Origin of the sequence: Streptomyces sp. MST-110588, assembly GCF_022695595.1 — a bacterium.
Taxonomy (GTDB): Bacteria; Actinomycetota; Actinomycetes; order Streptomycetales; family Streptomycetaceae; genus Streptomyces.
Genome location: NZ_CP074380.1, coordinates 2,534,350 through 2,559,889, shown reverse-complemented (window position 1 = coordinate 2,559,889; position 25,540 = coordinate 2,534,350). Strand labels below are relative to the sequence as shown.

At 71.2% G+C, this 25,540-nt stretch carries 19 protein-coding genes, 3 pseudogenes and 1 riboswitch; of the genes and pseudogenes, 10 read left to right on the top strand and 12 right to left on the bottom strand.

The features are described 5' to 3' along the window. Positions 1-57: 57 nt before the first annotated feature. Both KGS77_RS11145 and hisN read right to left on the bottom strand, forming a co-directional pair. Positions 58-483, bottom strand: a complete 426-nt coding sequence (locus KGS77_RS11145) for a CBS domain-containing protein (protein ID WP_242587418.1) — start codon at positions 481-483, stop codon at positions 58-60. Between the two features lie 284 nt (positions 484-767). Beyond that, positions 768-1,571 (bottom strand): histidinol-phosphatase, encoded by an 804-nt coding sequence (hisN, locus tag KGS77_RS11140; protein ID WP_242580657.1) that lies wholly within the window; start codon positions 1,569-1,571, stop codon positions 768-770. Between the two features lie 142 nt (positions 1,572-1,713). Here hisN and KGS77_RS11135 point away from each other — a divergent pair. Continuing rightward, positions 1,714-2,073 (top strand): annotated as a pseudogene (locus KGS77_RS11135) (TetR/AcrR family transcriptional regulator); the annotation flags it as partial. A 524-nt stretch (positions 2,074-2,597) separates the two neighbouring features. Here the strand turns inward: KGS77_RS11135 and KGS77_RS11130 are convergent. From KGS77_RS11130 to KGS77_RS11115, 4 genes are all read right to left on the bottom strand, one after another. Continuing rightward, positions 2,598-2,921, bottom strand: coding sequence for a multidrug efflux SMR transporter (locus KGS77_RS11130; RefSeq protein WP_242580655.1), 324 nt, complete (start codon positions 2,919-2,921; stop codon positions 2,598-2,600). Positions 2,922-3,035: 114 nt separating this feature from the next. Continuing rightward, complete coding sequence (gene rsgA, locus KGS77_RS11125; RefSeq protein ID WP_242580654.1) at positions 3,036-4,043, bottom strand: ribosome small subunit-dependent GTPase A; 1,008 nt, start codon at positions 4,041-4,043, stop codon at positions 3,036-3,038. Between the two features lie 14 nt (positions 4,044-4,057). Next, positions 4,058-5,437, bottom strand: a complete 1,380-nt coding sequence (gene aroA / locus KGS77_RS11120; protein WP_242580653.1) for a 3-phosphoshikimate 1-carboxyvinyltransferase — start codon at positions 5,435-5,437, stop codon at positions 4,058-4,060. A gap of 253 nt (positions 5,438-5,690) precedes the next feature. Further along, positions 5,691-6,404 carry a M50 family metallopeptidase gene (locus KGS77_RS11115; protein ID WP_242580652.1) on the bottom strand — a complete coding sequence of 238 codons (714 nt, stop codon included), beginning with the start codon at positions 6,402-6,404 and terminating at the stop codon, positions 5,691-5,693. Between the two features lie 35 nt (positions 6,405-6,439). Between KGS77_RS11115 and KGS77_RS11110 the strand changes: the two are divergent. The 7 genes and pseudogenes from KGS77_RS11110 (at position 6,440) to def (ending at position 13,336) form a co-directional block, all read left to right on the top strand. After that, a pseudogene (locus KGS77_RS11110) lies at positions 6,440-7,296 on the top strand (SOS response-associated peptidase). A 219-nt stretch (positions 7,297-7,515) separates the two neighbouring features. Next, positions 7,516-8,139, top strand: coding sequence for an alpha/beta family hydrolase (locus KGS77_RS11105; RefSeq protein WP_242580651.1), 624 nt, complete (start codon positions 7,516-7,518; stop codon positions 8,137-8,139). An 85-nt stretch (positions 8,140-8,224) separates the two neighbouring features. Beyond that, entirely contained in the window at positions 8,225-9,205 is a 981-nt protein-coding gene (locus KGS77_RS11100; protein ID WP_242580650.1) for an NAD(P)/FAD-dependent oxidoreductase, read from the top strand. A gap of 361 nt (positions 9,206-9,566) precedes the next feature. Beyond that, a complete protein-coding gene (locus KGS77_RS11095) occupies positions 9,567-10,280 on the top strand; it encodes a sigma-70 family RNA polymerase sigma factor (protein WP_242580649.1) in 714 nt (237 codons plus the stop codon). After that, positions 10,277-10,549: pseudogene (gene rsrA / locus KGS77_RS11090) on the top strand (mycothiol system anti-sigma-R factor); the annotation flags it as partial. The gene KGS77_RS11095 and the pseudogene rsrA, both read left to right, overlap by 4 nt. Before the next feature lie 1,066 nt (positions 10,550-11,615). Next, entirely contained in the window at positions 11,616-12,602 is a 987-nt protein-coding gene (locus KGS77_RS11085) for a hypothetical protein (RefSeq protein WP_242580647.1), read from the top strand. Positions 12,603-12,691: 89 nt separating this feature from the next. Further along, complete coding sequence (gene def / locus KGS77_RS11080) at positions 12,692-13,336, top strand: peptide deformylase (RefSeq protein ID WP_242580645.1); 645 nt, start codon at positions 12,692-12,694, stop codon at positions 13,334-13,336. 118 nt (positions 13,337-13,454) lie between these two features. On the opposite strand, the gene KGS77_RS11075 is transcribed toward def, so the two are convergent. From KGS77_RS11075 to KGS77_RS11050, 6 genes are all read right to left on the bottom strand, one after another. Beyond that, positions 13,455-14,537 carry a ribonucleotide-diphosphate reductase subunit beta gene (locus KGS77_RS11075; protein WP_242580644.1) on the bottom strand — a complete coding sequence of 361 codons (1,083 nt, stop codon included), beginning with the start codon at positions 14,535-14,537 and terminating at the stop codon, positions 13,455-13,457. A gap of 2 nt (positions 14,538-14,539) precedes the next feature. Beyond that, the gene (locus tag KGS77_RS11070) at positions 14,540-16,993 is read right to left on the bottom strand and encodes a ribonucleoside-diphosphate reductase subunit alpha (protein WP_242580643.1); all 2,454 of its coding nucleotides are present in this window, start codon (positions 16,991-16,993) and stop codon (positions 14,540-14,542) included. 157 nt (positions 16,994-17,150) lie between these two features. Next, positions 17,151-17,285, bottom strand: a riboswitch (cobalamin riboswitch). Positions 17,286-17,608: 323 nt separating this feature from the next. Further along, positions 17,609-19,243: a sodium:solute symporter gene (locus KGS77_RS11065; protein WP_242580642.1), complete on the bottom strand. Its 1,635-nt coding sequence runs from the start codon at positions 19,241-19,243 to the stop codon at positions 17,609-17,611. Beyond that, positions 19,240-19,524, bottom strand: a complete 285-nt coding sequence (locus tag KGS77_RS11060) for a DUF3311 domain-containing protein (RefSeq protein WP_242580641.1) — start codon at positions 19,522-19,524, stop codon at positions 19,240-19,242. Before KGS77_RS11060 ends, KGS77_RS11065 begins: the two co-directional genes overlap by 4 nt. Positions 19,525-19,666: 142 nt before the next feature. Further along, complete coding sequence (locus KGS77_RS11055; protein WP_242587417.1) at positions 19,667-21,787, bottom strand: carbon starvation CstA family protein; 2,121 nt, start codon at positions 21,785-21,787, stop codon at positions 19,667-19,669. 227 nt (positions 21,788-22,014) lie between these two features. Beyond that, positions 22,015-22,779 carry a GntR family transcriptional regulator gene (locus tag KGS77_RS11050; RefSeq protein ID WP_242580640.1) on the bottom strand — a complete coding sequence of 255 codons (765 nt, stop codon included), beginning with the start codon at positions 22,777-22,779 and terminating at the stop codon, positions 22,015-22,017. Between the two features lie 351 nt (positions 22,780-23,130). Between KGS77_RS11050 and KGS77_RS11045 the strand changes: the two genes are divergently transcribed. Together KGS77_RS11045 and KGS77_RS11040 are read left to right on the top strand one after the other, a co-directional pair. Beyond that, positions 23,131-24,408, top strand: coding sequence for an extracellular solute-binding protein (locus KGS77_RS11045; RefSeq protein ID WP_242580639.1), 1,278 nt, complete (start codon positions 23,131-23,133; stop codon positions 24,406-24,408). A gap of 74 nt (positions 24,409-24,482) precedes the next feature. Next, positions 24,483-25,496, top strand: a complete 1,014-nt coding sequence (locus KGS77_RS11040) for a sugar ABC transporter permease (protein WP_242580637.1) — start codon at positions 24,483-24,485, stop codon at positions 25,494-25,496. The last annotated feature ends 44 nt before the right edge of the window (positions 25,497-25,540 follow it).

The following is a 25,540-nucleotide window of genomic DNA, read 5'->3' as shown; positions in this document are numbered from 1 at the left end:
TTGGGCTCGGTCCGGTATCAGGTTCAGTCTGGTACCGGGCCCAGAGCGGTATCGGGTTCAGGCCGGTATCGGGCTCACCTGGGCACCCGCGCTTGTGCTCGCGCCTTCGCGGACGGTGGAGCGGCACCGGATGATGTCGCGCACCGAGACGATGCCGACCGGCTCCAGGCCGTCCAGGACGATCAGGTGACGGAACCCGCCGTGCACCATGGCGTCCGCGGCCTCGTCCAGCGTCCATTCGGGCGCGGCGAAGACGACGTCGGCGGTGGTGTGGGCGCCGGCGGTCTCCCGGTCGGGGTTCTCTCCCGCGCCCAGGGAGTTGAGGATGTCGCGCTCGGTGAGAATCCCGAGCCCGCTGGTGTCCGTGTCGAGGACGACGGCCGCGCCGACCCGGCGGGCCGCCATCAGACGGGCCGCCTGGCGAAGCGTATGGGCGGGTCCGATGGTGAGGACCACCGTGCTCATGGCGTTGCGGACGTACATGGGCATGGAGTGGAGCCACCTCCTTGTTGAACCGGTCCGTGTGCACGCCGGCCCGAAAGGCGTGGGAAGGCACTGAGAGCCGCCAAGGCATGCACAAGTTCACAAGCTAGGGGTTTCTCATGTTCACATGACGTAGCGACCGCAACAAGGGGCGCGTGAGGAGCTCTTCGCCGGTTGTGTGCTTCCGGGCGCCGGTTTCCGGCCGGACGCGCCGCTCCGCTCAGCGGCACCAGGGGCCGTCCGGCCCTGCGCCGCCCACCCTGCGCCGCCCGCCCTGCGCCCGCTCAGCGCCGTCCGTCGCCGAGGTAGTTCAGCAGCTCCTCGTGCAGCAGGCCGTTGGAGGCCGCCGCGTTTCCGCTGTGCGGGCCCGGCACGCCGTCCAGTCCGGTGAAGCGCCCGCCCGCTTCCTGTACGACGACCGCACAGGCGGCCATGTCCCACAGCGAGAGTTCCGGTTCCGCGCACATGTCCACCGCGCCCTCGGCGACCATCATGTACGACCAGAAGTCACCGTACCCACGAGTACGCCAGCAGTCGCGACTGAGTTCGAGAAAGCCGGGAAGCCTGCCGCGCTCCTCCCATCCGGTGAGCGAGGAATACGCGAACGAGGCGTCCTGAACGCGCGCCACCTGGGACACCGTCAGCCGGGAAGCCGAGGTCAGACTACGTCCCGTATACGCCCCCAGCCCGTCGGCGGCCCACCAGCGGCGGTTGAGCGCGGGTGCGGAGACCACACCGACGACCGGGCGGTCACCGTTCTCCCCGCGCTCCATCAGCGCGATGAGCGTGGCCCACACCGGCACGCCGCGGACATAATTCTTCGTGCCGTCGATCGGATCGATGATCCAGCGTCGCGGGCCCGATCCCTCGCTGCCGAACTCCTCGCCGAGTACGGCGTCCCGGGGCCGGGCGCGCTGAAGATGACCACGGATGAGTTCCTCGGCGGCCTTGTCGGCCTCGGACACCGGCGTCATGTCCGGTTTGGTCTCGACCTTCAGGTCGAGGGCCTTGAACCGTTCCATGGTCGCGGCGTCCGCGGCATCCGCCAGGACGTGGCCGAGACGGAGGTCATCGTGATAGTCGGGCATGTGCGAACAGTATCGATTGGGGTGCGCGGCGAGCCACACGGCGCGGGTGCGGGGAACCCGTACGGACCCTTGACAGCCCCTGATGAGCAGTCAATTCTGTGCGCACACCGGCCGTATGGGCCGGGCGGCCTGGGAGGCGATCATGCCTACAGCGCGTGAATCCTTACTGGACGCCGCCTACGCGGCGCTCGCGGACCGGCCGTGGGCGGGCGTACGGATGGTCGACGTCGCAGCCGCCGCGGGGGTGTCCCGGCAGACCCTCTACAACGAGTTCGGCAGTAAAGAAGGGCTGGCCCGGGCCTTGGTGCGGCGGGAGACGGAGAGCTATCTGACGGGTGTGGAGCGGGCGCTGGAGGAGTCGGCGCCCGCGGCGAAGAACGACGCCGAGGGCCGGGTCGTGGCGGCGGCGGCCTGGATGCTGCACGCCGCCCGCGCCAATCCGCTCGTACGGGCCGTGCTGACCGGCTGCTGGAGCGAGCGGCTGCCCGCGCCGGCGGTCACGGAAGAGATGTCCGGGCCGGGCGTGTCGGAACCCGGCCGGGCGCCCTGGTACCGGCGGGAAGCGGGCGGCTCCGGCGGGTCCGGTGCCACCGGCGCTCCCGGTGGTGCCACCGGGCCCCGTGGCACCGGCGGTCCAGATGCCACCGGTGGTCCAGGTGCTACCGGCAGTTCCGGCGGCCCGGCATCCGGCGTTCCCGGGCAGCGGGCGGCGCCCTGGTCCGAGGGGCCGCTGCCGGGGCCCTCCGAACTGGTCGGCCGGTTCTGTGACCGCGCGGTGGCGGCGCTGGAGGCCGACTGGCCGAAAGAGGACCTGCCCGAACTCGGCACGGCCTGCGCGACGGCGGCCCGGCTGACCCTGTCCTGCGTCGTGGCCCCCACCGAGCCCGAGGAGGTCAACCGGCTCGTGCGGGACGCCTTCGCCCGCCTGTCCCGCCGCGGCGGCCCGGCCGGCTGACCGGGCCTACGTACCCCTTCCGGGGTTTGGCGCGGGAACTCCGGCTCCCGGACCGGCGCGAACGACAGGGTCTAGTGCGCCGACCCCGAGAGCTGGAGGCCGATGACGCCGATGATGACGAAGGAGATCGAGACGATCTTGAGGGTGGACACCAGGTCACCGAGGAAGACCATGCCGTAGATGGCGGTACCGGCGGCGCCGATGCCCGTCCACACCGCGTATGCCGGACCGACGTCCAGCTTGCGCAGGGACAGCGTGAGCAGGCCGAAGCTGCCCAGGGCGAAGGCCGCGAAGGCGATCGTCGGCCAGAGCCGGGTGAAGCCGTGGGAGAGCTTGAGACAGACCGCGAAGCCCGTCTCCAGCAGACCTGCGACCACGACGAGCAGCCACGCCATGTCCCCTTGCCTCCGTAAAGTCGGTGACCGCTTCGCCTTGGCTCCGGTGTGATTATGCATTTACCTCGGCTGTGTGGCAGCAAACCTGTGCGATCAACTGCCGGACACCTGCGATCAGTCTCCTTCCCGGCGCTCCCGGGTGGCCAGAAGCCGTCGCAGCGAGTAGAGGCGGGCCGGGTCGGCGTGACCGTCGGCCACCCACTGGTCCAGGGCGCAGTCCGGCTCGTCGTGGCTGCACGCGCGCGGACAGCCCTCCGTACCCGGTACGAGATCGGGGAAGGCGAGGATCACCCGGGACGGATCGACGTGGTGCAGGCCGAAGGACCGTACGCCCGGGGTGTCGATGACCCAGCCCGAGCCGTCCGGCAGCGGCAGCGCCAGCGCGGAGGTGGTGGTGTGCCGGCCGCGCCCGGTGACGGCGTTGACATGGCCGGTGGCCCGCTGACGGTCCGGGACCAGGGCGTTGACCAGCGTCGTCTTTCCCACGCCGGAGTGACCGACGAAGGCCGTCATATGGCCGCGCAGCCGCTCGCGGACCCGGTCCGCCGCGCCGCCGTCGGCCAGTTCCTCGCGGCTGGTGACGATGTAGGGGACGCCGAGCGCCCCGTAGGACTCCAGGAGCGCGTCCGGTGCGGCCAGGTCGGACTTGGTGAGCACCAGCAGCGGCTCCAGGCCGGCGTCGTAGGCGGCGACCAGGCAGCGGTCGATGAGCCGGGGACGCGGCTCGGGGTCGGCCAGCGCGGTGACGATGGCCAGTTGGTCGGCGTTGGCGACCACGACCCGCTCGAAGGGGTCGTCGTCGTCGGCCGTACGGCGCAGCGTGGAGGTGCGCGGCTGGACCCGTACGATCCGCGCGAGGGTGTCCTTGGCGCCGGAGAGATCGCCGACGACGGCGACCCGGTCGCCGACCACCGCGCTCTTGCGGCCCAGTTCGCGGGCCTTCATCGCGGTGACCGTACGGCCGTCGATCAGACAGGTCAGCCGGCCCCGGTCCACGGTCAGGACCAGGCCCTCGGCCGCGTCCTCGTGCTTGGGTCGGATGTTGGTGCGCGGGCGGTTGCCCTTGCGGTTGGGGCGGACGCGGACGTCGTCCTCGTCGGGGTTCTTGCCGTAGCGACGCATGGTGGGGGGAACTCTCAGACTCTCCGGGCGGTGGCCGGGGCCGGGGCCGGGCCGAGCATGTCGGCCCACATCGCGGGGAAGTCCGGGAGGGTCTTGCCGGTGGTCGCCACGTTCTCGACCTCGACGCCCTTGACGGCCAGCCCGATGACGGCGGCGGCCGTGGCCAGGCGGTGGTCCTCGTAGGTGTGGAAGACGCCGCCGTGCAGCGGGCGCGGGCGGATGTGCAGCCCGTCGGCGGTCTCGGTGACATCGCCGCCCAGCTCGTTGATCTCCTTGGTCAGGGCGGCGAGCCGGTCGGTCTCGTGGAGCCGCAGGTGTGCCACGCCACGCAGCGTGGACGGCGAGTCGGCGAGCGCCGCGACCGCCGCGATGCCCGGCGTCAGCTCCCCGACCTCGCCGAGGTCCACGTCGATGCCGTGGATACGGCCCGAGCCGGTGAAGGTCAGCCCGCGGTCGGTCAGCTCGCAGGAGCCGCCCATCTCGGTGAAGATCTGCCGCAGTGCGTCACCGGGCTGCGTGGTGTGCTCGGGCCAGTCCGGGATGGTCACCCGGCCGCCGGTGACCAGCGCCGCGGCCAGGAACGGCTGGGCGTTGGACAGATCCGGCTCCACCACCAGATCGCGGCCCAGGAGGGCGCCGGGGGTGACCCGCCAGACGTTCGGCTCGCCGCCGGACTCGGGGGTGTCCACCTGGGCTCCGACGCTGCGCAGCATGTCCACGGTCATCCGGATGTGCGGCAGGGAGGGCAGCGCCGAGCCGACGTGCCGTACCTCCACGCCCTGGTTGAAGCGCGGCGCGGACAGCAGCAGGGCGCTGACGAACTGGGAGGAGGACGAGGCGTCGATCTCCACCGGCCCGCCGTCCAGGGCGCCGCCGCCGAACACCGTCATCGGCAGCGCGCCGCGCCCGTCGTCGTCGATCCGGGCGCCGAGGGTGCGCAGCGCCTCGATGACGCCGCCGAGCGGACGTTCGTACGAGCGCGGGTCGCCGTCGAAGCGGATCGGGCCGGCGGCCAGCGCCGCGACCGGCGGCAGGAAGCGCATGACCGTGCCGGCGTTGCCGACGTCGATGGTGGCCGGACCGTGCAGACCGGCCGGGATGACCCGCCACGCCTCGCCGCTGCCGCCCGCGCTGCTCGCGGTGGGGGAGGTGGCGGAGCTGGAGGAGGGCATCTCCTCGATGCCGACGCCCATGGTGCGCAGCGCCTCGGCCATCAGGAGGGTGTCGCGGGAGCGCAGCGGGCGGCGCAGCCAGCCCGGCTCGGAGGACAGCGCGGCGAGGACCAGGCCACGGTTGGTGACCGATTTGGAGCCGGGCACGGTGACGGTCGCGTCGACCGCCCCGGAAGCGAGGGGAGCGGGCCAGAGGGCGGGATGCGCGGGGCTCTCGGTCATGCCTCTCACTTTAATGGCTGGGTAAGGGTGAGGATCTTGATCAAATGTGGCGCAACCTGTAGGAAACACAGCACTGGTAGTGCGGTGGACGTCACAGTTCGAGAACCGGGGCCCGTGGGCGCCCCCTGTGGATCACCCGGGATTCACCGACGGTCTCTTCTCTATGGGTGCTCCGTGAGCGTGTGCGGGGCCGGTCGGCCGTGTGCGGGGCGGTCGCCCCTGTGTGGCCCCGGCCGACCCCATGTGGCTCCGGTCAGACGCCCAGCAGCCAGCGCCCGCCGCCGATCAGCGAGCAGAGCGTGACCACGTGGAACAGGCCGAGCCAGACGGCGGCCGGGACGTGGGTGAGGCGGGCGAGCTGATCGGGGTCGGAGTCCCCGGCGCCGCCGCGCCGCCGCTTGCCGTGCAGCTCGAAGGGCGGACGCACCCCGCCCAGCAGCAGGAACCACACGACGGCGTACGCGAACGCCGCCTGCACCTGCGGAGTGGTCAGCCAGGACACGAGGAGGAAGGAGGCGCCGGACAGCACGACCGTGAGCACGCCGTACGCGTTGCGGATCATGACCAGCATCGCGGCGAGCAGGGCGGTGGCGCCCCACAGCAGCGCCGTGATGTGCCCGGAGGCCAGCAGCCAGGCGCCGCCCAGGCCCAGCAGCGAGGGCGTGGTGTAGCCGGCCGCGGCGGTCAGCACCATGCCCATTCCGGTGGGCTTGCCGCGGGAGACCGTCAGCCCCGAGGTGTCCGAGTGCAGCCGGATGCCGTCCAGGCGGCGGCCGGTGAGCAGCGCGACCAGGCCGTGGCCGCCCTCGTGGGCGATGGTGATGGCGTTACGGGACAGCCGCCAGGCGGTGTACGGGGTGACGGCGGCCAGCGCGAGCACGGCCGTGACGACGACCAGCCAGGACGCGGGATGCGGCTGCGTACCGAAAACCCTGTCCCAAACGTCGGTGATGTGGTCGGTGTCCATTTCTCCCCTTGCGGTGGCGTGGCAGTGTGGCAGGCATGTGCGGACGGTATGCAGCGAGTCGCGGACCCGAGGATCTGGTGGAGCTCTTCGAGGTCGAGAAGTGGGAACCGCAGGAGACCCTGGCGCCGGACTGGAACATCGCCCCCACGATGAACGTGTACGCGGTGCTGGAGCGCCCCCTTAAAGACGTGGAAGACCGGCGTCCGGTTCGTCAGCTCCGGGCGCTGAAGTGGGGGCTGGTGCCTTCGTGGGCGAAGTCGCCGGACGTCGGCGTGAAGATGATCAACGCACGGGCCGAAACGGTGCACGAGAAGCCGTCCTTCAAGCGGCCCTTCCTGGCCCGCCGCTGTCTGCTGCCCGGCGACGGCTACTACGAGTGGGTCACCGCCGCCGAGGAACGGGAGCTGGAGGAGCGGGGAAGGAAGAAGCGCCCCCGTAAGCAGCCGTACTTCGTCACGCCGGCCGACGGGTCGGTCATGGCGCTGGCCGGGCTGTACGAGTTCTGGCGGGACCGGACGCTGCCGGAGGACCATCCGCAGGCGTGGTGGGCGACCTGCACCGTCATAACGACCGCGGCGGAGACCACGCCGCTGGCGGGAGTGGGGCAGGAGCCGGAGGCAGGGCCGGGGCGGAGCCGGGGCCGGGGATACGGCGGCCCCGGTCGCTGGCGGACATCCACCCGCGGATGCCGCTGGTGATGCCGCCGGACCGGTGGGACGCCTGGCTGGACCCGGCCCGTACGGACCCGGAGGAGCTGACGGGGCTGCTGGAGCCGCCGCCTCCCGGGCTGATGCGCGCCTATCCCGTGTCCCCGGACGTCAGCAACGTACGGAACAACGGGCCGGAGCTGGTGGCCGCGTGGGAGGGGCCGGAGGCCGGGACGCTGTTCTGAGGGCCGGCCGCGGTGTCCGATGGCCGCGCGCCGGGGGCGGCGGGGCAGGATGGGGTCATGAACGCGGCACGGACGGCGAAGACGGCACCCACGGCGGACACGGCTCGTACGGCGCGGGCGGGGCACACGGCTCGTACGGCGCGGGCAGCGCAGGCAGCTCCTACGCCGGATGCGGCCGATGCGGCCGTTACGGCGGATACGGCCGTTACGGCGGACGCCGTGGTCACGGTGCCGACGCCGGCCGGCGAGGCCCGGATCACCTGGTACCGGGCGCACCAGGCGCGCGCCGTACTGGCCTTGGGCCACGGCGCCGGCGGCGGCATCGAGGCGCGGGACCTGCGGGCGCTGGCCGCCGCGCTGCCCGCGCGCGGGTTCGGCGTGGCGCTGGTCGAGCAGCCGTGGCGGGTGGCCGGGAAGAAGGTGGCGCCCGCGCCCAGGACCCTGGACGCGGCGTGGACCGCGCTGTGGCCCGTACTGGAGGAGCCGGGGCTGCCGGTGGTCGCGGGCGGACGCAGTGCGGGGGCGCGGGTCGCCTGCCGTACGGCGCGCGAGCTGGGCGCGCACGCCGTACTGGCGCTGAGCTTCCCGCTGCACCCGCCGGGCCGGCCGGAGAAGTCCCGGGCGGCGGAGCTGACGGCGGCCGGGGTGCCCACACTGGTGGTGCAGGGGGGCCGGGACCCGTTCGGCGGCCCCGCGGAATTCCCCGAAGGTACGGAGATCGTCGAGGTGCCCTACGGGGACCACGGTTTCGCCGTACCGAAGAAGGCGGACATCGGGGAGGCGGAGGCGATGGCCGTGCTCACGGACGCGGCGGGGGAGTGGTTGACCGGCCTGTTCGGCTGAGCCGCTGCCGCTGCCGCTGCCGTCGGCACCCTTGCCGCGGCGGCCAGGCGTTTGTCCGCCCCTCCTACGGGCACCCCTTGACCGCATGGGCGCCGACGAGAGGTTCCCCGAGGAAGGCGCCGGCGGTGCCGGGCCGGTGCGCGACGTCGTCGTGGTCGGCGGCGGCCCGGCCGGGCTCAGCGCGGCCCTGACACTGGCGCGGGCCCGCCGCTCGGTCGCCGTCGTCGACTCCGCCACCCCGCGCAACGCCGCCGCCGGCCATGTCCACGGCTTCCTCTCCCGCGACGGCACCCCGCCCGGCGAACTGCTCGCGGCCGGCCGCGCCGAGGTGGCCTCCTACGGCGCGGAGCTGATCGACGGCACCGCCCGGAGCGCCCGGCGCCGGGACGGGGGCTTCGTGGTCCGGCTCGGTGACGGGCGCCGGCTGGCCGCGCGGCGGCTGCTGGTCGCCGCCGGGCTGCGGGACGAACTGCCCGGCCTCCCGGGAGTGCGCGAGCGCTGGGGGCGCGACGTTTTGTACTGCCCGTACTGCCACGGGTACGAGGTCAGGGACCAGCCGCTGGGCGTCCTGGCCACCCAGCAGTGCTCCATCGAGGAGGCGCTGCACCTGCGCCAGTGGTCGCCCGACACCGTCCTGTTCACCCACACCACCGGCGCCGACGCGAACGCGCGGCGGCGGCTGGCGGCACGCGGCGTACGGGTGGTCGACGGTGAGGTGCGCCGGGTGGCCGTGGTGGCGGACCGGCTGCACGGCGTCGAGCTGGCCGACGGGCGGCTGGTCCCGCGCCGCGCCGTCTTCGTCACCCCGCGCTTCGCCTCCCGCGGCGGTCTGCTGGACGGGCTGGGCTGTGCGCGTACGCAGGAGGGCTGGCCCGAGGCGGACGGGGCCGGCCGTACGTCGGTGCCCGGGGTGTGGGCGGCGGGGAACGTGGTGGACCCCACCGCGCAGCTCGTCACCGCGGCCGGCGCGGGCGCGCACGCCGCCATCGGGATCAACGCGGAGCTGGTGGAGGAGGACACCGTGCGGGACCTGGCGCGTACGGCCCGTACCCCGGCCGCTTCGTGACGCTCCCGCGGTCGGGACCGTTCGTGACGCTCCCGCGGTCGGGAGGACTGTGGCGCTCCCACCGTCAGGACCATGGCGCCGTCAGGATCATGGCGCGGAAAGCGTCCCGGCGCGGGGAATGACGGGCCGGGTGCGGCTGTTGTGCCAGGCGTAGGTCCTACAGAGAACAGCAGGAACATCCAGAAGGGGAGTCCGCCGCATGGGAATCGCTTGCCCGGCCCGCCCGCAGGCCGCTGACCTGCAGTGGTCATCGCTGCAGATGGCGCAGCCCGCCATGGCTGGAGCGGCGGCGGGGCCGGATCGTCGTCTATTCTCCGATTCGAGCGGGTCCGCTTCCGGGTCCGTCACGGTGTTGGAGGAGGTGGGTCCGGTCACTGGGACCGACGCAGGGACCGATGGCACGGCAGGGGAACACTCTGAGAGCCGGGACCAGGCGAAGGAGTCCGCCGCCGAGCGCAACGCGCGCTTCGAGCGGGACGCCCTCACCTTCCTGGACCAGATGTATTCGGCCGCGCTGCGCATGACGCGCAACCCGGCCGATGCGGAGGACCTGGTGCAGGAGACGTACGCGAAGGCGTACGCGTCCTTCCACCAGTTCCGGGAGGGCACCAACCTCAAGGCGTGGCTGTACCGCATCCTGACCAACACCTTCATCAACTCCTACCGCAAGAAGCAGCGGGAGCCCCAGCGCAGCGCCGCCGAGGAGATCGAGGACTGGCAGCTCGCGCGCGCCGAGTCGCACATGTCCACGGGGCTGCGCTCGGCCGAGTCGCAGGCGCTGGACCACCTGCCGGATTCCGATGTCAAGGCGGCCCTTCAGGCCATCCCCGAGGAATTCCGTATCGCGGTCTATCTGGCGGACGTAGAGGGGTTTGCGTACAAGGAGATCGCGGACATCATGGGTACACCCATCGGCACGGTGATGTCCCGTCTGCACCGCGGCCGGCGCCAACTGCGCGGCATGCTGGAGGACTACGCCCGTGAGCGCGGGCTCGTCCCGGCGGGGGCAGGCGCTGCGAGTACGCAGGCCACGCACGCGTCGGGGCCGCACGATCGGAAAGGCTCGGGATCATGAGCTGCGGAGAGCCGCACGAGAAGGACTGCTCAGAGGTCCTCGACCACCTGTACGAGTATCTCGACCGGGAGATGCCCGCCGGAGAGTGCGAGAAGTTCCAGGTGCACATCGACGAATGCTCTCCCTGCCTGGAGAAGTACGGGCTCGAACAGGCCGTCAAGAAGCTGGTCAAGCGCTGCTGCGGCCACGACGACGTACCGACCGACCTGCGGTCGAAGGTCATGGGCCGGATCGAGATGATCCGGGCGGGCGAGACGGTGCCCGAGCAGAGCGTGCTGGAGCAGGCCAAGCAGGAGCAGGCCGCCCGGCAGCGGGCCGAGCAGCAGCGGGCCGAGCAGGAGCGGGCCGGGCAGCAGCGGGTGTCCGGCGCGGCCGGTGAGGCTACGGCGGCTGTCGCCAAGTCCGTACAGGACGCGGTAGGTTCGGCGGGTGCGGTCGGCGCTCCGGGGACGGCGGCCGGTGCCACGGGTGCGTCGGGGGCCGGCGGTGCGGACGCCACCCTTGATGCAGGGTCCGGGGCCGCGCGGGCCGAATAACGCACCACATCACCTCAAGGGGTGAGGGCCGGACGCCGTGATGACGGCGCCGGTGACCGGACCCGGCGCCCTGTCGCCGGGGCCGAACCCGGCCTGTCCGCCCGGCCGTTGTCCGGTCCGTACCGGCTGAAGGGGCGTCAGGGCGGGGCGTGCGCGGGCGGTGGCCCGGGGGAACCGCTCGCGCTCCCCGGAACGGCCGTGGCCGGTACCGCGCAGGAGTACGAGCCGTCCGCCGTCGAGGCGCCGCCCCGGGCCCAGGCCCGCGGCACCGTACTCCCCGCGGTGGACCGTGTTGACCGGGCGGCCGGCCGGCCCCGGAGCCGGGGTGCGACGGGCCGCCCCGAGCGGCCCGCCAGTGCCTCACACATTCCTGCTGCCACCCGGTCGTACCCACTCCCACCTGCACAAACCCGGCCACCGGCGCCCTTGCCCCGGTCCGTACGACACGCGGAAGGCCCCCGGAAAGCCCGGGTACGGCTGCCCCGCGGCCGGCGCCGCCGCCCCGCCCGCCACCGGCCGCCCGTCCACCCCGGGGCGGCCCCCGCGACAGGCCGCGGGTGAATCCGGCGAAGGTCACGGAACCCATGGGTAATGAGCGGCCCGCGAGATGGGCATGGTTGGATGCGAAGGAACCCCCACGAAGGGGGATTCGGGGGCGGCGCGGGACAAGGAGCCGCGGCGGGCACAGCGACCGGGCTGAGCCCGACGGCAATCTGTGGCAGGTTGTCGAGTAGGCCCCCGGACACCGTCCGGGACACCCCCAGGACGGCGCCAAGAGAGCAACCAGCAGGCGGGAATCGTGAGGATCTTCGGCAAGGTACGGCACCGGCCCTCCGCCTCGTGGCGACAGGCGACCGACCGGGCTTTCACGCTGATCGGCGACGGCCGTTACGAGGACGCGGGAGCGCTGTTGACCCGGGCCGCGGACATGGAGCCATGGCTCTCGGAGTCCTGGTTCAACCTCGCGCTGCTGCACAAATTCCGGCACGACTGGGAACAGGCGCGGGCCGCCGGACTGCGCGCGGTCGCCCTCCTGGACCGGGCGAGCGGCGCCCCGGACTGGTGGAACGTGGGCATCGCGGCCACCGCCCTCCAGGACTGGCCGCTGGCCCGCCGGGCCTGGCAGGCGTACGGCCTGAAGGTCCCCGCCGAGGGATCGCCCTCCGGCGAGCCGGTGGACATGGAACTGGGCAGCGCGGCCGTGCGGCTCTCGCCCGAGGGCGAGGCCGAGGTCGTATGGGGCCGTCGGCTGGACCCGGCGCGGATGGAGGTGCTGTCCATCCCGCTGCCGTCCTCCGGGCGGCGCTGGGGCGAGGTGGTGCTGCACGACGGCGTGCCCAACGGCGAGCGGACGACCGCGGCGGGCCCGTCCTTCCCGGTGTTCGACGAGATCGAGCTGTGGGCACCCTCCCCGGTCCCCACCTGGGTGGTGCTCCTGGAGGCCGCCACGGAGGCCGACAGGGACGCCCTGGAGCGCCTGGCGGCCGAGGCCGGCTTTGCGGCGGAGGACTGGTCCTCCTCGGTGCGGCTGCTGTGCCGTACGTGCTCGGAGAGCCGGATGCCCAGCGACGAGGGCGACGGCGAGCACCTGGACCCCCACGACCACAGTGAGCCGGGCCACCCCGGGCCGCTGGGCCACCGCACGGCGGGCTCCGGCTCGCTGTGGGTGCCGGAGCGCGAATGCGGCATCGCGGCGCCCGCCGCCCTGGTCAGGGGCCTGCTGGACGGCTGGGTGGCGGACAGCCCGGACACCCGCGAGTGGCGTGACCTCGAAGAGGTGTGCTGAGGATGTCGGGGAGAGACCCGGCGCGTCCCCGTAGGCTGTAGGGCGACTATCAGGGTTTTCTCGGGGTTTCAGGAAGGCGTACGGCGGACATGGCGCAGCAGCCCGTTTTTGACCAGGACGACGAGCAGCAGGTGAACGACGGGTTCGTCGACGACATCACGGACGCGGACGCGCGCGAGAAGGCGCACCGCGAGCGGGGCACCTCCCGCCCGATCACCGTCGTCGGCAACCCGGTGCTGCACAAGGAGTGCAAGGACGTCACGGAGTTCGACGACAAGCTTGCGCAGCTCATCGACGACATGTTCGCCAGCCAGCGCACCGCCGAGGGCGTGGGCCTGGCCGCCAACCAGATTGGTGTGGACCTGAAGGTCTTCGTCTACGACTGCATGGACGACGAGGGCGTGCGGCACGTCGGCGCGGTGTGCAACCCGGTCCTGGAGGAGGTGCCGGTCGAGCGCCGGGTGCTGGACGACTCCAACGAGGGCTGCCTGTCGGTGCCCGGCGCGTACGCCCCGCTCGCGCGCCCCGACTACGCGGTCGTGCGCGGCCAGGACGCCCAGGGCAACCCGATCACGGTCCGCGGCACCGGCTACTTCGCCCGCTGCCTCCAGCACGAGACCGACCACCTGTACGGCTACCTGTACATCGACCGGCTCTCCAAGCGCGACCGCAAGGACGCCCTGAAGCAGATGGCCGAGCGCGAGCCGCGCTACCCCGTCGTCGCCAACGACTGACGTCGCCAACGACTGACGGCAGGGATACGTACGCACGAAGGAGGGCGGGCCCGGGGATCATCCCCGGGCCCGCCCTCGTACGTACACGTACACGTACGTATGCGCGTACGGCCCGCGTCTAGAACTCGTCGTCGAAGGAGACCGAGCCCTCGACCGCGACCTGGTAGGCCGAGGCCCGGCGCTCGAAGAAGTTGGTCAGCTCCTGGACGTTCTGCAGCTCCATGAAGGAGAACGGGTTCTGCGAGCCGTACACGGGCGCGAAGCCCAGGCGCTGCAGCCGCTGGTCGGCCACGCACTGGAGGTACTCGCGCATCGACTCGGTGTTCATGCCCGGCAGGCCGTCACCGCACAGGTCGCGGCCGAACTGCAGCTCCGCCTCGACGGCCTCCTTGAGCATGTCGGTGACCTGCTGCTCCAGCTTGTCGTCGAAGAGCTCCGGCTCCTCCTCGCGCACGGTGTCCACGACCGAGAACGCGAAGTCCATGTGCATCGTCTCGTCGCGGAAGACCCAGTTGGTGCCGGTGGCCAGGCCGTGCAGCAGTCCGCGCGAGCGGAACCAGTACACGTACGCGAACGCGCCGTAGAAGAACAGCCCCTCGATGCAGGCCGCGAAGCAGATCAGATTGAGCAGGAAGCGGCGGCGGTCGGCCTTGCTCTCCAGCCGGTCGATGCTCTCGACCGAGTCCATCCACTTGAAGCAGAACTCGGCCTTCTCCCGGATGGAGGGGATGTTCTCCACCGCGGCGAACGCGGCGGCGCGGTCCTCCGGATCGGGCAGGTAGGTGTCCAGCAGCGTCAGGTAGAACTGGACGTGCACCGCCTCCTCGAAGAGCTGCCGCGAGAGGTACAGCCGCGCCTCGGGGGAGTTGATGTGCTTGTACAGGGTCAGCACGAGGTTGTTGGCCACGATCGAGTCGCCGGTGGCGAAGAACGCCACCAGCCGGCCGATCAGGTGCTGCTCGCCGGGGGAGAGCTTGGCGAGGTCGGCGACGTCGGAGTGGAGGTCGACCTCCTCCACGGTCCAGGTGTTCTTGATCGCGTCCCGGTAGCGGTCGTAGAAGTCGGGGTAGCGCATGGGGCGCAGGGTCAGCTCGAAGCCCGGGTCGAGGAGGTTCTTCGCGCCGGTGGTGGCCGTGTGGGTGGCGGCGGCGCTCTTGTGGGAGGCGGCGTTCTCTTCGGGCTTTTCGGGTGCGGTCGTCATGGTTACTGGCACGCCTCGCAGGACTCGGGGTTTTCCAGGGAGCAGGCGACGGCCTCGGGGTCGGCCGCCTGAGCGGGTACGGGAGCACTGCGCGCACCCGCGTCGGCGCCGCGCGCGGACTGGGCGATCCGGGTCGCCGGGCGCGAGCGCAGGTAGTACGTGGTCTTGATGCCGTTCTTCCAGGCGTAGGCGTACATCGAGCTGAGCTTGCCGATGGTCGGCGAGGCCATGAAGAGGTTCAGCGACTGGCTCTGGTCGAGGTAGGGCGTACGGGCCGCCGCCATGTCGATCAGCGCGCGCTGCGGGATCTCCCAGGCCGTGCGGTACAGGGCGCGGATCTCCTCGGGAATCCACTCCAGGTCCTGCACCGAGCCGTTGCCCTCACGCAGCGCGTCACGGGTGCGGGCGTCCCACATCCCCAGCGCCTTCAGCTCCTCGATCAGGTAGGCGTTGACCTGGAGGAACTCGCCGCTCAGCGTCTCGCGCTTGAACAGGTTGGAGACCTGCGGCTCGATGCACTCGTACACGCCGGCGATGGAGGCGATGGTGGCGGTCGGCGCGATCGCCAGCAGCAGCGAGTTGCGCATCCCGGTCGCCGCGATACGGGTCCGCAGCGCGTCCCAGCGGTCCGCCCAGCGCGGCTCGGCGTTCGGGTAGTGGTCGGGGTGCAGCACGCCGCGGGCCGTACGGGTCGCGGACCAGGCCGGGTGCGGGCCGTGCCGCTCGGCGAGGTCGGCGGACGCCTCGTACGCGGCGAGCATGATGCGCTCGGAGATACGGGTGGACAGCTCCTTGGCCTCGGGGGAGTCGAAGCGCAGCCGCAGCCGGAAGAAGACGTCCTGGAGGCCCATCAGGCCCAGACCCACCGGGCGCCAGCGGGAGTTGGAGGCGCCGGCCTGCTCGGTCGGGTAGAAGTTGATGTCCACGACACGGTCGAGGAAGGTGACGGCCGTACGGACGGTGGCGTCCAGCCGCTCCCAGTCCATCTCGCCGTTGTCGCCCAGGTGGGCGGCCAGGTTGACCGAGCCGAGGTTGCACACGGCCGTCTCGCCGTCGTCGGTGACCTCAAGGATCTCGGTGCACAGGTTGGAGGAGTGCACGACCCGGCCGGGCTCGGCGGTCTGGTTGGCGGTGCGGTTGGCGGCGTCCTTGAACGTCATCCAGCCGTTGCCGGTCTGCGCCAGGGTGCGCATCATCCGGGCGTACAGGACCCGGGCCGGGACCTGCTTGACGGCCTTGCCCTCGGCCTCGGCCCTGCGGTACGCGGCGTCGAACTCCTCGCCCCACAGGTCCACCAGCTCCGGGGTGTCGACGGGGGAGAACAGCGACCAGTCGGCGTCGGCCTCCACCCGGCGCATGAACTCGTCCGGGATCCAGTGCGCGATGTTCAGGTTGTGGGTGCGCCGGGCCTCCTCGCCCGTGTTGTCGCGCAGTTCGAGGAACTCCTCGATGTCGGCGTGCCAGGTCTCCAGGTAGACGCAGGCCGCGCCCTTGCGCCGGCCGCCCTGGTTGACGGCCGCGACCGAGGCGTCCAGGGTGCGCAGGAACGGCACGATGCCGTTGGAGTGCCCGTTGGTGCCGCGGATCAGCGAACCGCGGGCGCGCACCCGGGAGTAGGACAGGCCGATGCCGCCGGCGTGCTTGGAGAGCCGGGCGACCTGGTGGTAGCGGTCGTAGATCGAGTCCAGCTCGTCCAGCGGGGAGTCCAGCAGATAGCAGGAGGACATCTGCGGGTGCCGGGTGCCGGAGTTGAACAGCGTGGGGGAGGACGGCAGGTAGGACAGCGTGCTGGTCAGGCGGTACAGCTCGGCGACGTCCGCCAGCGCCCGCTCGCTGTCGTCCTCGGCCAGGCCGCAGGCCACCCGCAGCAGGAAGTGCTGCGGGGTCTCGATGACCCGGCGGGAGATCGGGTGGCGCAGCAGGTAGCGCGAGTACAGGGTGCGCAGCCCGAAGTAGCCGAAGCGGTCGTCCGCGCCGTCCGCCAGCGCCTGCTCGACCAGCGCGTCCAGTCGGGCCGCGTGGGTCCGTACGAACGCGGCCGTCTCGTCGCCGATCAGGCCCTCGCGGTGGCCGGTGGCGACGGAGGCGGAGAAGGCGACCGCCCCCTCCTCGGCCGCCTCCTCCGCGATGGCCAGGGTCAGCAGCCGGGCGGCGAGCTTGGAGTACTGCGGCTCGTCACCGATCAGGCCGGCCGCCGCCTCCATGGCCAGCGACCTCAGCTCGGCCTCGTCGGAGCCGGCGTGGCGGCCCCGCAGCGCGGCGGCGGCGACCTTTCCGGGGTCGGTGGCGGTCAGGTCGGCGGTGAGGTCGGTGAGGGTACGCAGCAGCGCGGCGCCGGGCCCGTCGCCGGCCGTCCGGGCGTCCTGCGGTCCCTGGGGGCCGGGCGCGGCGTCCGTGGCCTTCGCGGGCCGGTCGACCTCGGCGGCTGAAGCGGGCTCCGTTGGCGCGATGGTCACGTGCTGCTCTCCCTCACTCGGCGGGGGCCTTGAGGGAGGGGGCGCGGGGCGCGTACGGGCGTGGCGGCGCTCCCGGACGTGCCGGGGCGCGGGCACACCGCGCAGCGTCCACCGGCCCAACCCACGAGGCCCGGACGTCAACGGCCGCGCCGGTGGTGGCGCGGGCGTACCGTCGTACAGGTCCTCGGACTCGCGGGTGCTTAAATACGCACTCGTACACCGTTGCGGGACAGTTCCGGATTCGCACCGGATTCCCCTGCGACGACAGCGAGCACGAGCATACATCTTGTGCCGCGCCCCGCACGCAGCCCCATATCTTGTGTCGTTCTCCCGGGAACTTCCTGCTGTCTTGGTGCGGTATTCCCACAGTTGCGCCGGAGCGGCGATGTGGCCGCGCCTGATGCAGCGGGCGTATTGCGGACGCGGCGGCCCTCGCGCGCGTTGACCGTGACCCGGGAGACGGTATTGGCTCCGGATGCCTTCCGTCGGCCATCGGGGCCCCACTCGGTGATCCGGAAACCGTGGAACGAGCGCGGCGGTAGCGGGACACCTGGTCCACAGGGGCGGGCCGCCGTACCTCTTGGGTGCGGCGGCCCGTTCGGGTGCGGTCGCGGGTCAGTGGCCCGCCGGGACTCCCGCTGTGGCCGGCGGGAGGTCGACCTGGACGCCGGGGTCGCCCGCGTCGGCGGTGTAGTCCTCCGGGCGCGTCTCGTCGGTGCCGGCCGGGGCCTTCAGGGCGCGCAGGACGAGGGTGAGGACCACGGTCACCACGACGTTCAGGACGAAGGCCGTCAGGCCGATGTAGCCGATCTCGCCGGTCCCGGGGATCTCGGTGCTGGAGCCGCCGAAGTGCTTCTGGGTGGGGCTGGCCACCCCGTACGCCGCGGCCGTGCCGTACACCATGCCGGCCGCCCAGCCGGCCAGCAGGGCCCAGCGGTGGAACCAGCGGGTGAACAGGCCGCCGACCAGCGCGGGCATGGTCTGCAGGATCCAGATGCCGCCGAGCAACTGGAAGTTGATCGCGACCGTCTTGTCCATGGTCAGGACGAAGACCAGCGCGCCGACCTTCACCAGCAGCGAGACGAGTTTGGCGACCTTGTGCTCCTGGGCGGGGGTGGCGCCCGGCTTGAGGAAGTCCTTGTAGATGTTGCGGGTGAAGAGGTTGGCGGCGGCGATCGACATGATGGCCGCGGGGACCAGCGCGCCGATGCCGATCGCGGCGAACGCCACGCCCGCGAACCAGTCGGGGAACATCGACTCGAAGAGCTGCGGGATCGCCAACTGGCCGTTGGTGACCTTGATCCCGGCCGCGATGGCCATGAAGCCGAGCAGTGCCAGCAGGCCCAGCATCAGGGAGTACAGCGGCAGGATGGTGGTGTTGCGGCGGATGACCTCGCGGCTGCGGGAGGAAAGGGTGGCGGTGATGGAGTGGGGGTACATGAACAGTGCCAGGGCCGAGCCGAGGGCCAATGTCGCGTACGCCCACTGCGCGTTGGGGCCGCTGACCAGCTCGCCGCGCGGTTTCCCGGTGGCCGGGCTGGTCTGTTCGAAGGCTTTGCCCGCCGCGTGGAAGATCTGGTCGAAGCCGCCGAGCTTGATCGGGATGTAGATGACGGCGACCACGATGACCAGGTAGATCAGCCCGTCCTTGACGAAGGCGATCAGTGCGGGCGCGCGCAGTCCCGAAGAGTAGGTGTACGCGGCCAGCACACCGAAGGCGATCAGCAGCGGCAGGTCCTTGACGAACCAGTTGGTGTTCTCGCCGCCCCCGACGCCCATCACGTCCAGTACGGCCTGGATGCCGACCAGTTGGAGGGCGATGTAGGGCATCGTGGCGAGGATGCCGGTCAGTGCGATGGCCAGCGACAGGCCCTTGGAGCCGAACCGGCCGCGTACGAAGTCCGAGGTGGTGACGTACCCGTGCTTGTGCGACACCGACCACAGGCGGGGCAGGAAGGTGAAGATCAGCGGGTAGACGAGGATCGTGTAGGGGACCGCGAAGAAGCCCGCCGCGCCCGCCGCGTAGATCGCCGCCGGTACGGCCACGAAGGTGTACGCGGTGTAGAGGTCGCCGCCCAGCAGGAACCAGGTCACCCAGGTGCCGAAACTGCGTCCGCCCAGGCCCCATTCGTCGAGGTTGTCCGACTGCTCGGCGCGGCGCCAGCGCGCGGCCATGAAGCCCATGACCGTCACGGCCAGGAAGAAGAAGATGAAGACGGCGAGCGCGACGCCGTTGACGCCGTCCTTCACCGCGCCCCGCCTTGCTTGCGGGCGCGCTGCTCACGCCGTACGAGCTGGTAGGCGACCGCGGTGAGCGCGGTGGAGATCAGCACCCACAGCATCTGGTACCAGTAGAAGAACGGGATGCCGGCGAGCGTGGGTTCCACCTTCGCGTACGAGCCGACCCACAGCATCGCCACGAACGGAGCCAGCAGGCACAGCCCGGCCACCACGCGCGAGGGGGTGACGACCGGTCCGCGGCCAAAGCCGGGTCCCGGGCCGGAATGTGGTGTTACCGCTGGCTCTGGCATGGCCGTGGCTCCGTTCCCTGGTGTTTCCCGGCGTTCCCTTTGCGATCTTCCGCGTGATGGGCAGGAAATCTAGGCCAGGGCCGTGGCGCGCGTCACTACCTGTCCGTATATCGGTACGGCAACTATCGGCGCGGCGGGGCCGTCATGGCGCCCGCCTTTCCGCTGCCGTGAGTTCGGCCCCCGCCTCCTTCTCCCGCCTGGAGGCGACCAGCCCGGCCGGTGCGGTGATCCGCGAGGCGACGTACGGCGCCTCGCTCAGCCGTGTCGCGCCGGGGTTGCGTACATGCCTCACGCACACCCGCGCGGCGTCCGCGATGACCACCACGATCAGCAGCGCGAGCACCGCCGAGACCACGCCGTCCACCGTGGAGTTGGTGACCACGGTGTGCATGTCGTCCATGGTCTTGGCGGGCGGCAGGACCTTCCCGGCGTCGATGGCGTCCTGGTAGACCGAGCGCTGGGTGAAGAAGCCGACGCGCGGGTCGCCGGAGAAGACCTTCTGCCAGCTCGCGGTGAGCGTCACCGCCGCGTCCCACAGGAGCGGAACACCGGTGATCCAGGCCCACTTCAGGCGGCCTGACTTCACCAGCAGGGTGGTGCAGACGGCCAGCGCCACAGCCGCCAGCAACTGGTTGGCGATGCCGAAGACGGGGAAGAGCTGGTTGATCCCGCCGAGCGGTTCATGGACCCCCACCCACAGGAAGTAGCCCCACAGGGCGACCACGGCGGCGCTGGTCAGCCAGGCGCCCGGCTTCCAGCTCACCCGGCGGAAGGGGCGGTAGAGGTTGCCGAGCATGTCCTGGAGCATGAAGCGGCCCACGCGGGTGCCCGCGTCCAGCGCCGTCAGGATGAACAGCGCCTCGAACATGATCGCGAAGTGGTACCAGAACGCCTTCGTCCCGCTGCCGCCCACGACCCGGGAGAAGATCTCCGCCACACCGATGGCCAGGGTGGGCGCGCCGCCCGTACGGGACAGCAGGGTGTGCTCCTCCACCGCCTTGGCCGCGGCGGCCAACTGCTCGGGGGAGATGGTGTATCCCAGGTGCGCCACCGCCTGTGAGGCCGACCGTACGGTCTCCCCGATGACTCCCGAGGGGGCGTTCATCGCGAAGTACAGGCCCGGGTCGATGATGCACGCGGCCACCAGCGCCATGACCGCCACGAACGACTCCATCAGCATGGAGCCGTAGCCGATCATCCGGATCTGGGTCTCCTTCTGGATCATCTTGGGTGTGGTGCCGGAGGAGATCAGCGAGTGGAAGCCGGAGAGCGCGCCGCAGGCGATGGTGATGAAGACGAAGGGGAACAGCGCCCCGGCGAAGACCGGCCCGTCACCGCGGCCGGCGAAGTGGGTCACCGCGTCCATCCGCAGGTCCGGCAGGGCGATCAGCACGCCCACCGCCAGCAGCCCGATCGTGCCGATCTTCAGGAAGGTGGAGAGGTAGTCGCGCGGTGCCAGCAGCGTCCACACGGGCAGTACGGAGGCGATGAACCCGTACGCCACCAGCCAGATCACCAGTGTCCCGGGCTTCAGGGTGAAGGCGTCCGCCCAGGAGGACTGCGCCACCCAGCGGCCCGCCACCAGCGCGAGCAGCAGCAGCGCCACGCCGATCAGGGAGACCTCGGTGACCCTCCCCGGACGCAGGACCCGCAGGTAGAAGCCCATCAGCAGGGCGATGGGGATGGTCATGGCGAGGGAGAACGTGCCCCAGGGGGACTGGGCGAGGGCGTTGACGACGACCAGCGCCAGCACCCCGAGCAGGATGATCATGATGGCGAAGGCCGCGAGCAGCGCCGCCGCGCCGCCGAACGGGCCGATCTCCTCGCGCGCCATCTGCCCCAGCGACCTGCCGTCGCGCCGGGTGGAGAAGAACAGCACCACCATGTCCTGTACGGCGCCCGCGAAGATGACACCGGCGATGATCCAGATGGTGCCGGGGAGATAGCCCATCTGCGCGGCGAGCACCGGGCCGACCAGCGGGCCGGCGCCCGCGATGGCCGCGAAGTGGTGGCCCAGCAGCACCCGGCGGTCGGTGGGGTGGAAGTCGACGCCGTCGTTGAGGCGCTCGGCCGGGGTCGCCCGGGTCGCGTCCACCCGCAGCGCGCGCCGGGCGATCCAGCGCGCGTAGAAGCGGTAGGCGATGGCGTACGAGCCCAGCGCGGCGGCGACCATCCAGGCGGCCGAGACCGTCTCGCCGCGGGAGAGGGCGAGCAGGGTCCAGCCGGTGGCGCCGAGCAGGGCGACGGCGGCCCAGCCGGCGATCGCCCCGGGGCGGCGGGGACTTCGCGGTTCGCCGGGGTGTGCGGGACTGGCAGCGTTCGCGGTGCGCACCGGACGTCCTCCCGTCGACGACGACGCAAGGACCGTAGAGCAGGAACCACGGGGCGGGGAAGGGTGCCGCGCCCCGCCCCGTACGGTGGCGTGGCCGGGCGGTGCGCGGGGCGTCCCGCAGATGCACGGGCCCGTACGCGCAGGAGCCCGTACGTCCCTCAGCCGGCCGGGCGCTGGAGGCGGGCGACGAACTTGTAGCGGTCGCCCCGGTAGACCGACCGTACCCACTCCACCGGCCTGCCGTCCTTGTCCAGGGAGTGCCGGGAGAGCATCAGCATCGGCAGGCCCACGTCGGTGCCCAGCAGACCGGCCTCGCGGGGCGTGGCCAGCGAGGTCTCGATGGTCTCCTCGGCCTCGGCCAGATGGACGTCGTAGACCTCGGCCAGCGCCGTGTAGAGCGAGGTGTACTTCACCAGGGAACGGCGCAGCGCGGGGAAGCGCTTGGCCGACAGGTGGGTCGCCTCGATGGCCATCGGCTCGCCGCTGGCCAGCCGCAGCCGTTCGATGCGCAGCACCCGCCCGCCCAGGGAGATGTCCAGCAGCGCGGCGAGAGTGTCATCCGCGGTGATGTAGCCGATGTCCAGCAACTGGGAGGCGGGTTCCAGGCCCTGGGCCCGCATGTCCTCGGTGTAGGAGGTGAGCTGGAGGGCCTGGGAGACCTTGGGTTTGGCGACGAAGGTGCCCTTGCCCTGGATGCGTTCCAGGCGCCCTTCGACGACCAGTTCCTGGAGGGCCTGACGCACGGTCGTACGTGAGGTGTCGAACTCGGCGGCGAGGGTGCGCTCCGGGGGGACCGGGGTGCCGGGCGCCAGGGTCCGGGTCATGTCCAGCAAGTGCCGTTTGAGGTGGTAGTACTTGGGCACGCGCGCGGTGCGAACGCCGGCTCCGCCCTCGTTGCCCGCACTGCTGGCGTCGGTGCTCATGCTCCGCCTTCCCGGCTCCTGCGCCGACGCCCACATGACGCGTCGGCCGCGGCTCACATCGTGACACGGTTCGGCCCCGTGAACGCGTTCAGGGCGCCTGGGAGCTCGATCCTTCTTATACACCGTGGAGACCCGAGTTGGTCTAGGCCACAGCGCGGTGACCGGGGTGGCAGATGTCGGTCCGATAACGGACGCTACGGCCGCTCCTGCCCACCCTTGACACGCCAATAGGTCTAGTCCAAGCTCCCCGTACTGGTCTACACCATTAAAGACCAGGTCCCAGTCCCACGAGCAGTCCGTTGTCATCGTCGTTGTGGGTGGGGGTTGCTGGCATCCCTTGAGGAGGGTGACATGAAGCGCAAGCTCATCGCGGCGATCGGTGTCGCGGGCATGATGGCCGGCGTCGCGGCGTGCGGCGGCGGGGACGGCAAGGGCACGTCCGCCGCGGACACCAAGGAGCTGACCGTCTGGCTCACGGTCGACGCGCAGAACAACTGGCCCGAACTCGTCAAGGCCGCCGATGACGCCGTGACCAAGAAGCACCCCGGCATGACCATCAAGCACGAGTACTACGGCTGGCCCGACAAGCCCGCCAAGCTCGACGCCGTACTGGCCACGGACAAGGCCCCCGACGTCGTCGAGATGGGCAACACCGAGATGCTCAGCTACATGGTCAAGGGCGCCTTCGCCCCCGTCGACCCCACGAAGTTCGACAACTCCGACGCCTGGCTGGACGGCCTCAAGCAGTCCGTCACGTACCAGGGCAAGACCTACGGCGTGCCGTACTACGCGGGCGGCCGGCTGGCGACCTGGCGCAAGGACATCGCCGCCGAGGCCGGGATCAAGACCGCTCCCAAGACCTACAAGGAACTGACTGACGCCCTGGACAAGATCCAGGAGAAGCGCGGCGACGGCTTCAGCGCCTGGTACCAGCCCTCCCGCGACTGGTACGCGGCGATGTCCTTCGTGTACGACGCGGGCGGCTCCATCGCCAAGGAGGAGGGCGGCAAGTGGAAGTCCAACCTCTCCTCGCCCGAATCCCTCAAGGGCCTGAAGGACTACAAGTCGGTCCTGGACACCTACATGCACGGTGACAAGACCAAGGACGAGGCCGACCGCCCCATCGTCTACGGCCAGGGCAAGTCCGCGATGATCTTCGGGGCCGGCTGGGAGGGCGACACCGCCGCCCTGAAGAAGAACGACAAGGTCGGCAAGCTCGCCGACAAGCTGGAGAACTTCGTGATGCCCGGCCCCTCCGGCAAGAACATCCCCGTCTTCCTCGGCGGTTCCGACCTCGCCATCCCGGTCAAGTCCGACGCCCAGGCCGCCGCGGCCGAGTGGATCAACGCCTTCACCGGCGCCAAGGGGCAGAAGGGCCTGATCGCCAAGAACAACCTGCCCAACAACAAGAAGGACCTGGCGACCCTGAAGTCGGACCCGAAGACCAGGGTCCCGGCCACCGCCGCCGAAAGCAGTTGGTTCGTCCCGATGGCGCCGGGCTGGGGCCAGGTCGAAAAGGGCCAGCTCCTCCAGAAGATGCTGCAGGCCATCGGCACCGGCAAGCAGTCCGTCGAGGACGCCGCCAAGGAGACCGACGCGGCGATCGACAAGGTCATCAACAACAAGTGACCTGGTGACAGGGCCCCGTCCGCCGGCGGGGCCCTGCTGCCCGTACCACGAGAGGGACGGCTGAGGAGCGCGCGATGAGTGCCGCAGAGACAACCACCGCCACGGGGCCGTCGGCCCGGCGGTCACCGGCGCCGGGAGCACGGCCGGGCAAGCCGCAGGGCCCGGGGAAGCCGGGGACGGCCGGCAAGCGGTCCGGCAAGGGCGGCGCCGCCACTCCCTGGGCGCTGCTCGCCCCGTGCCTGCTGGTCCTGGTGCTGGTCCTCGGCTATCCGCTGGTGCGGCTGGTCACCCTCTCCTTCCAGAAGTTCGGCCAGGGGCAGTTGTGGGGTTTCCAGGAGGCCGAGTCGGCCGGCCTGGACAACTTCACCACCATCCTCGGCGACCGGGAGTTCTGGGCCGTCGTGCTGCGGACCCTCCTCTTCGCCGGCGGCTCGGTGATCTTCACGATGGTCCTGGGCATGCTGATCGCCCTGCTGCTCCAGCGGGTGTCCGGCTGGGTGAAGACGCTGGTCAACATCGCGCTCGTGGCGAGCTGGGGCATGCCCATCATCGTCGCGACGACCATCTTCAAGTGGATGTTCGACAGTGACTACGGGGTCCTGAACTGGCTGCTGAGCAAGCTGCCCGGCGTCGAACTCATCGGCCACAACTGGTTCGCCAGCGGCCCGCAGGGACTCGCCGTGATCATGCTGCTGGTGGTCTGGGGCGCCGTACCGTTCGTCGTCATCACCCTCAGCGCCGGACTCACCCAGGTCCCCAAGGAACTGGAGGAGGCCGCCCGGCTCGACGGCGCCGGCTCCTTCGGCGTCTTCCGCTACGTCACGCTGCCCATCCTCAAGCCCGTCCTCGTCATGCTCACCACCCTCTCGGTGATCTGGGACATGGGCGTCTTCCCGCAGGTCTTCGTGATGCGCGGCGGCCACCCCGAACCCGAGTTCCAGCTTCTGACCACCTACTCCTACGACAAGGCGTTCGTGGTCAACGACTACTCCGGGGGCTCGGCGATCGCCCTGATCACCGTCCTTCTGCTGCTGGGCGTGGTCGCCGTCTACATGCGTCAGATGCTCAAGATCGGAGAAGTCGAGTGAGCACAGCGCTCGGACACGACGGCGCGCCCACGGCAGCCCCGGCG

What these genes read in the sequence shown, in the direction of transcription:
- KGS77_RS11145 (WP_242587418.1), bottom strand. Translation starts at nt 483, where the DNA reads ATGTACGTCCGCAACGCCATGAGCACGGTGGTCCTCACCATCGGACCC.
- hisN (WP_242580657.1), bottom strand. Translation starts at nt 1,571, where the DNA reads ATGCCCGACTATCACGATGACCTCCGTCTCGGCCACGTCCTGGCGGAT.
- KGS77_RS11130 (WP_242580655.1), bottom strand. Translation starts at nt 2,921, where the DNA reads ATGGCGTGGCTGCTCGTCGTGGTCGCAGGTCTGCTGGAGACGGGCTTC.
- rsgA (WP_242580654.1), bottom strand. Translation starts at nt 4,043, where the DNA reads ATGCGTCGCTACGGCAAGAACCCCGACGAGGACGACGTCCGCGTCCGC.
- aroA (WP_242580653.1), bottom strand. Translation starts at nt 5,437, where the DNA reads ATGACCGAGAGCCCCGCGCATCCCGCCCTCTGGCCCGCTCCCCTCGCT.
- KGS77_RS11115 (WP_242580652.1), bottom strand. Translation starts at nt 6,404, where the DNA reads ATGGACACCGACCACATCACCGACGTTTGGGACAGGGTTTTCGGTACG.
- KGS77_RS11100 (WP_242580650.1), top strand. Translation starts at nt 8,225, where the DNA reads ATGGGCGCCGACGAGAGGTTCCCCGAGGAAGGCGCCGGCGGTGCCGGG.
- def (WP_242580645.1), top strand. Translation starts at nt 12,692, where the DNA reads ATGGCGCAGCAGCCCGTTTTTGACCAGGACGACGAGCAGCAGGTGAAC.
- KGS77_RS11075 (WP_242580644.1), bottom strand. Translation starts at nt 14,537, where the DNA reads ATGACGACCGCACCCGAAAAGCCCGAAGAGAACGCCGCCTCCCACAAG.
- KGS77_RS11060 (WP_242580641.1), bottom strand. Translation starts at nt 19,524, where the DNA reads ATGCCAGAGCCAGCGGTAACACCACATTCCGGCCCGGGACCCGGCTTT.
- KGS77_RS11050 (WP_242580640.1), bottom strand. Translation starts at nt 22,779, where the DNA reads ATGAGCACCGACGCCAGCAGTGCGGGCAACGAGGGCGGAGCCGGCGTT.
- KGS77_RS11045 (WP_242580639.1), top strand. Translation starts at nt 23,131, where the DNA reads ATGAAGCGCAAGCTCATCGCGGCGATCGGTGTCGCGGGCATGATGGCC.
- KGS77_RS11040 (WP_242580637.1), top strand. Translation starts at nt 24,483, where the DNA reads ATGAGTGCCGCAGAGACAACCACCGCCACGGGGCCGTCGGCCCGGCGG.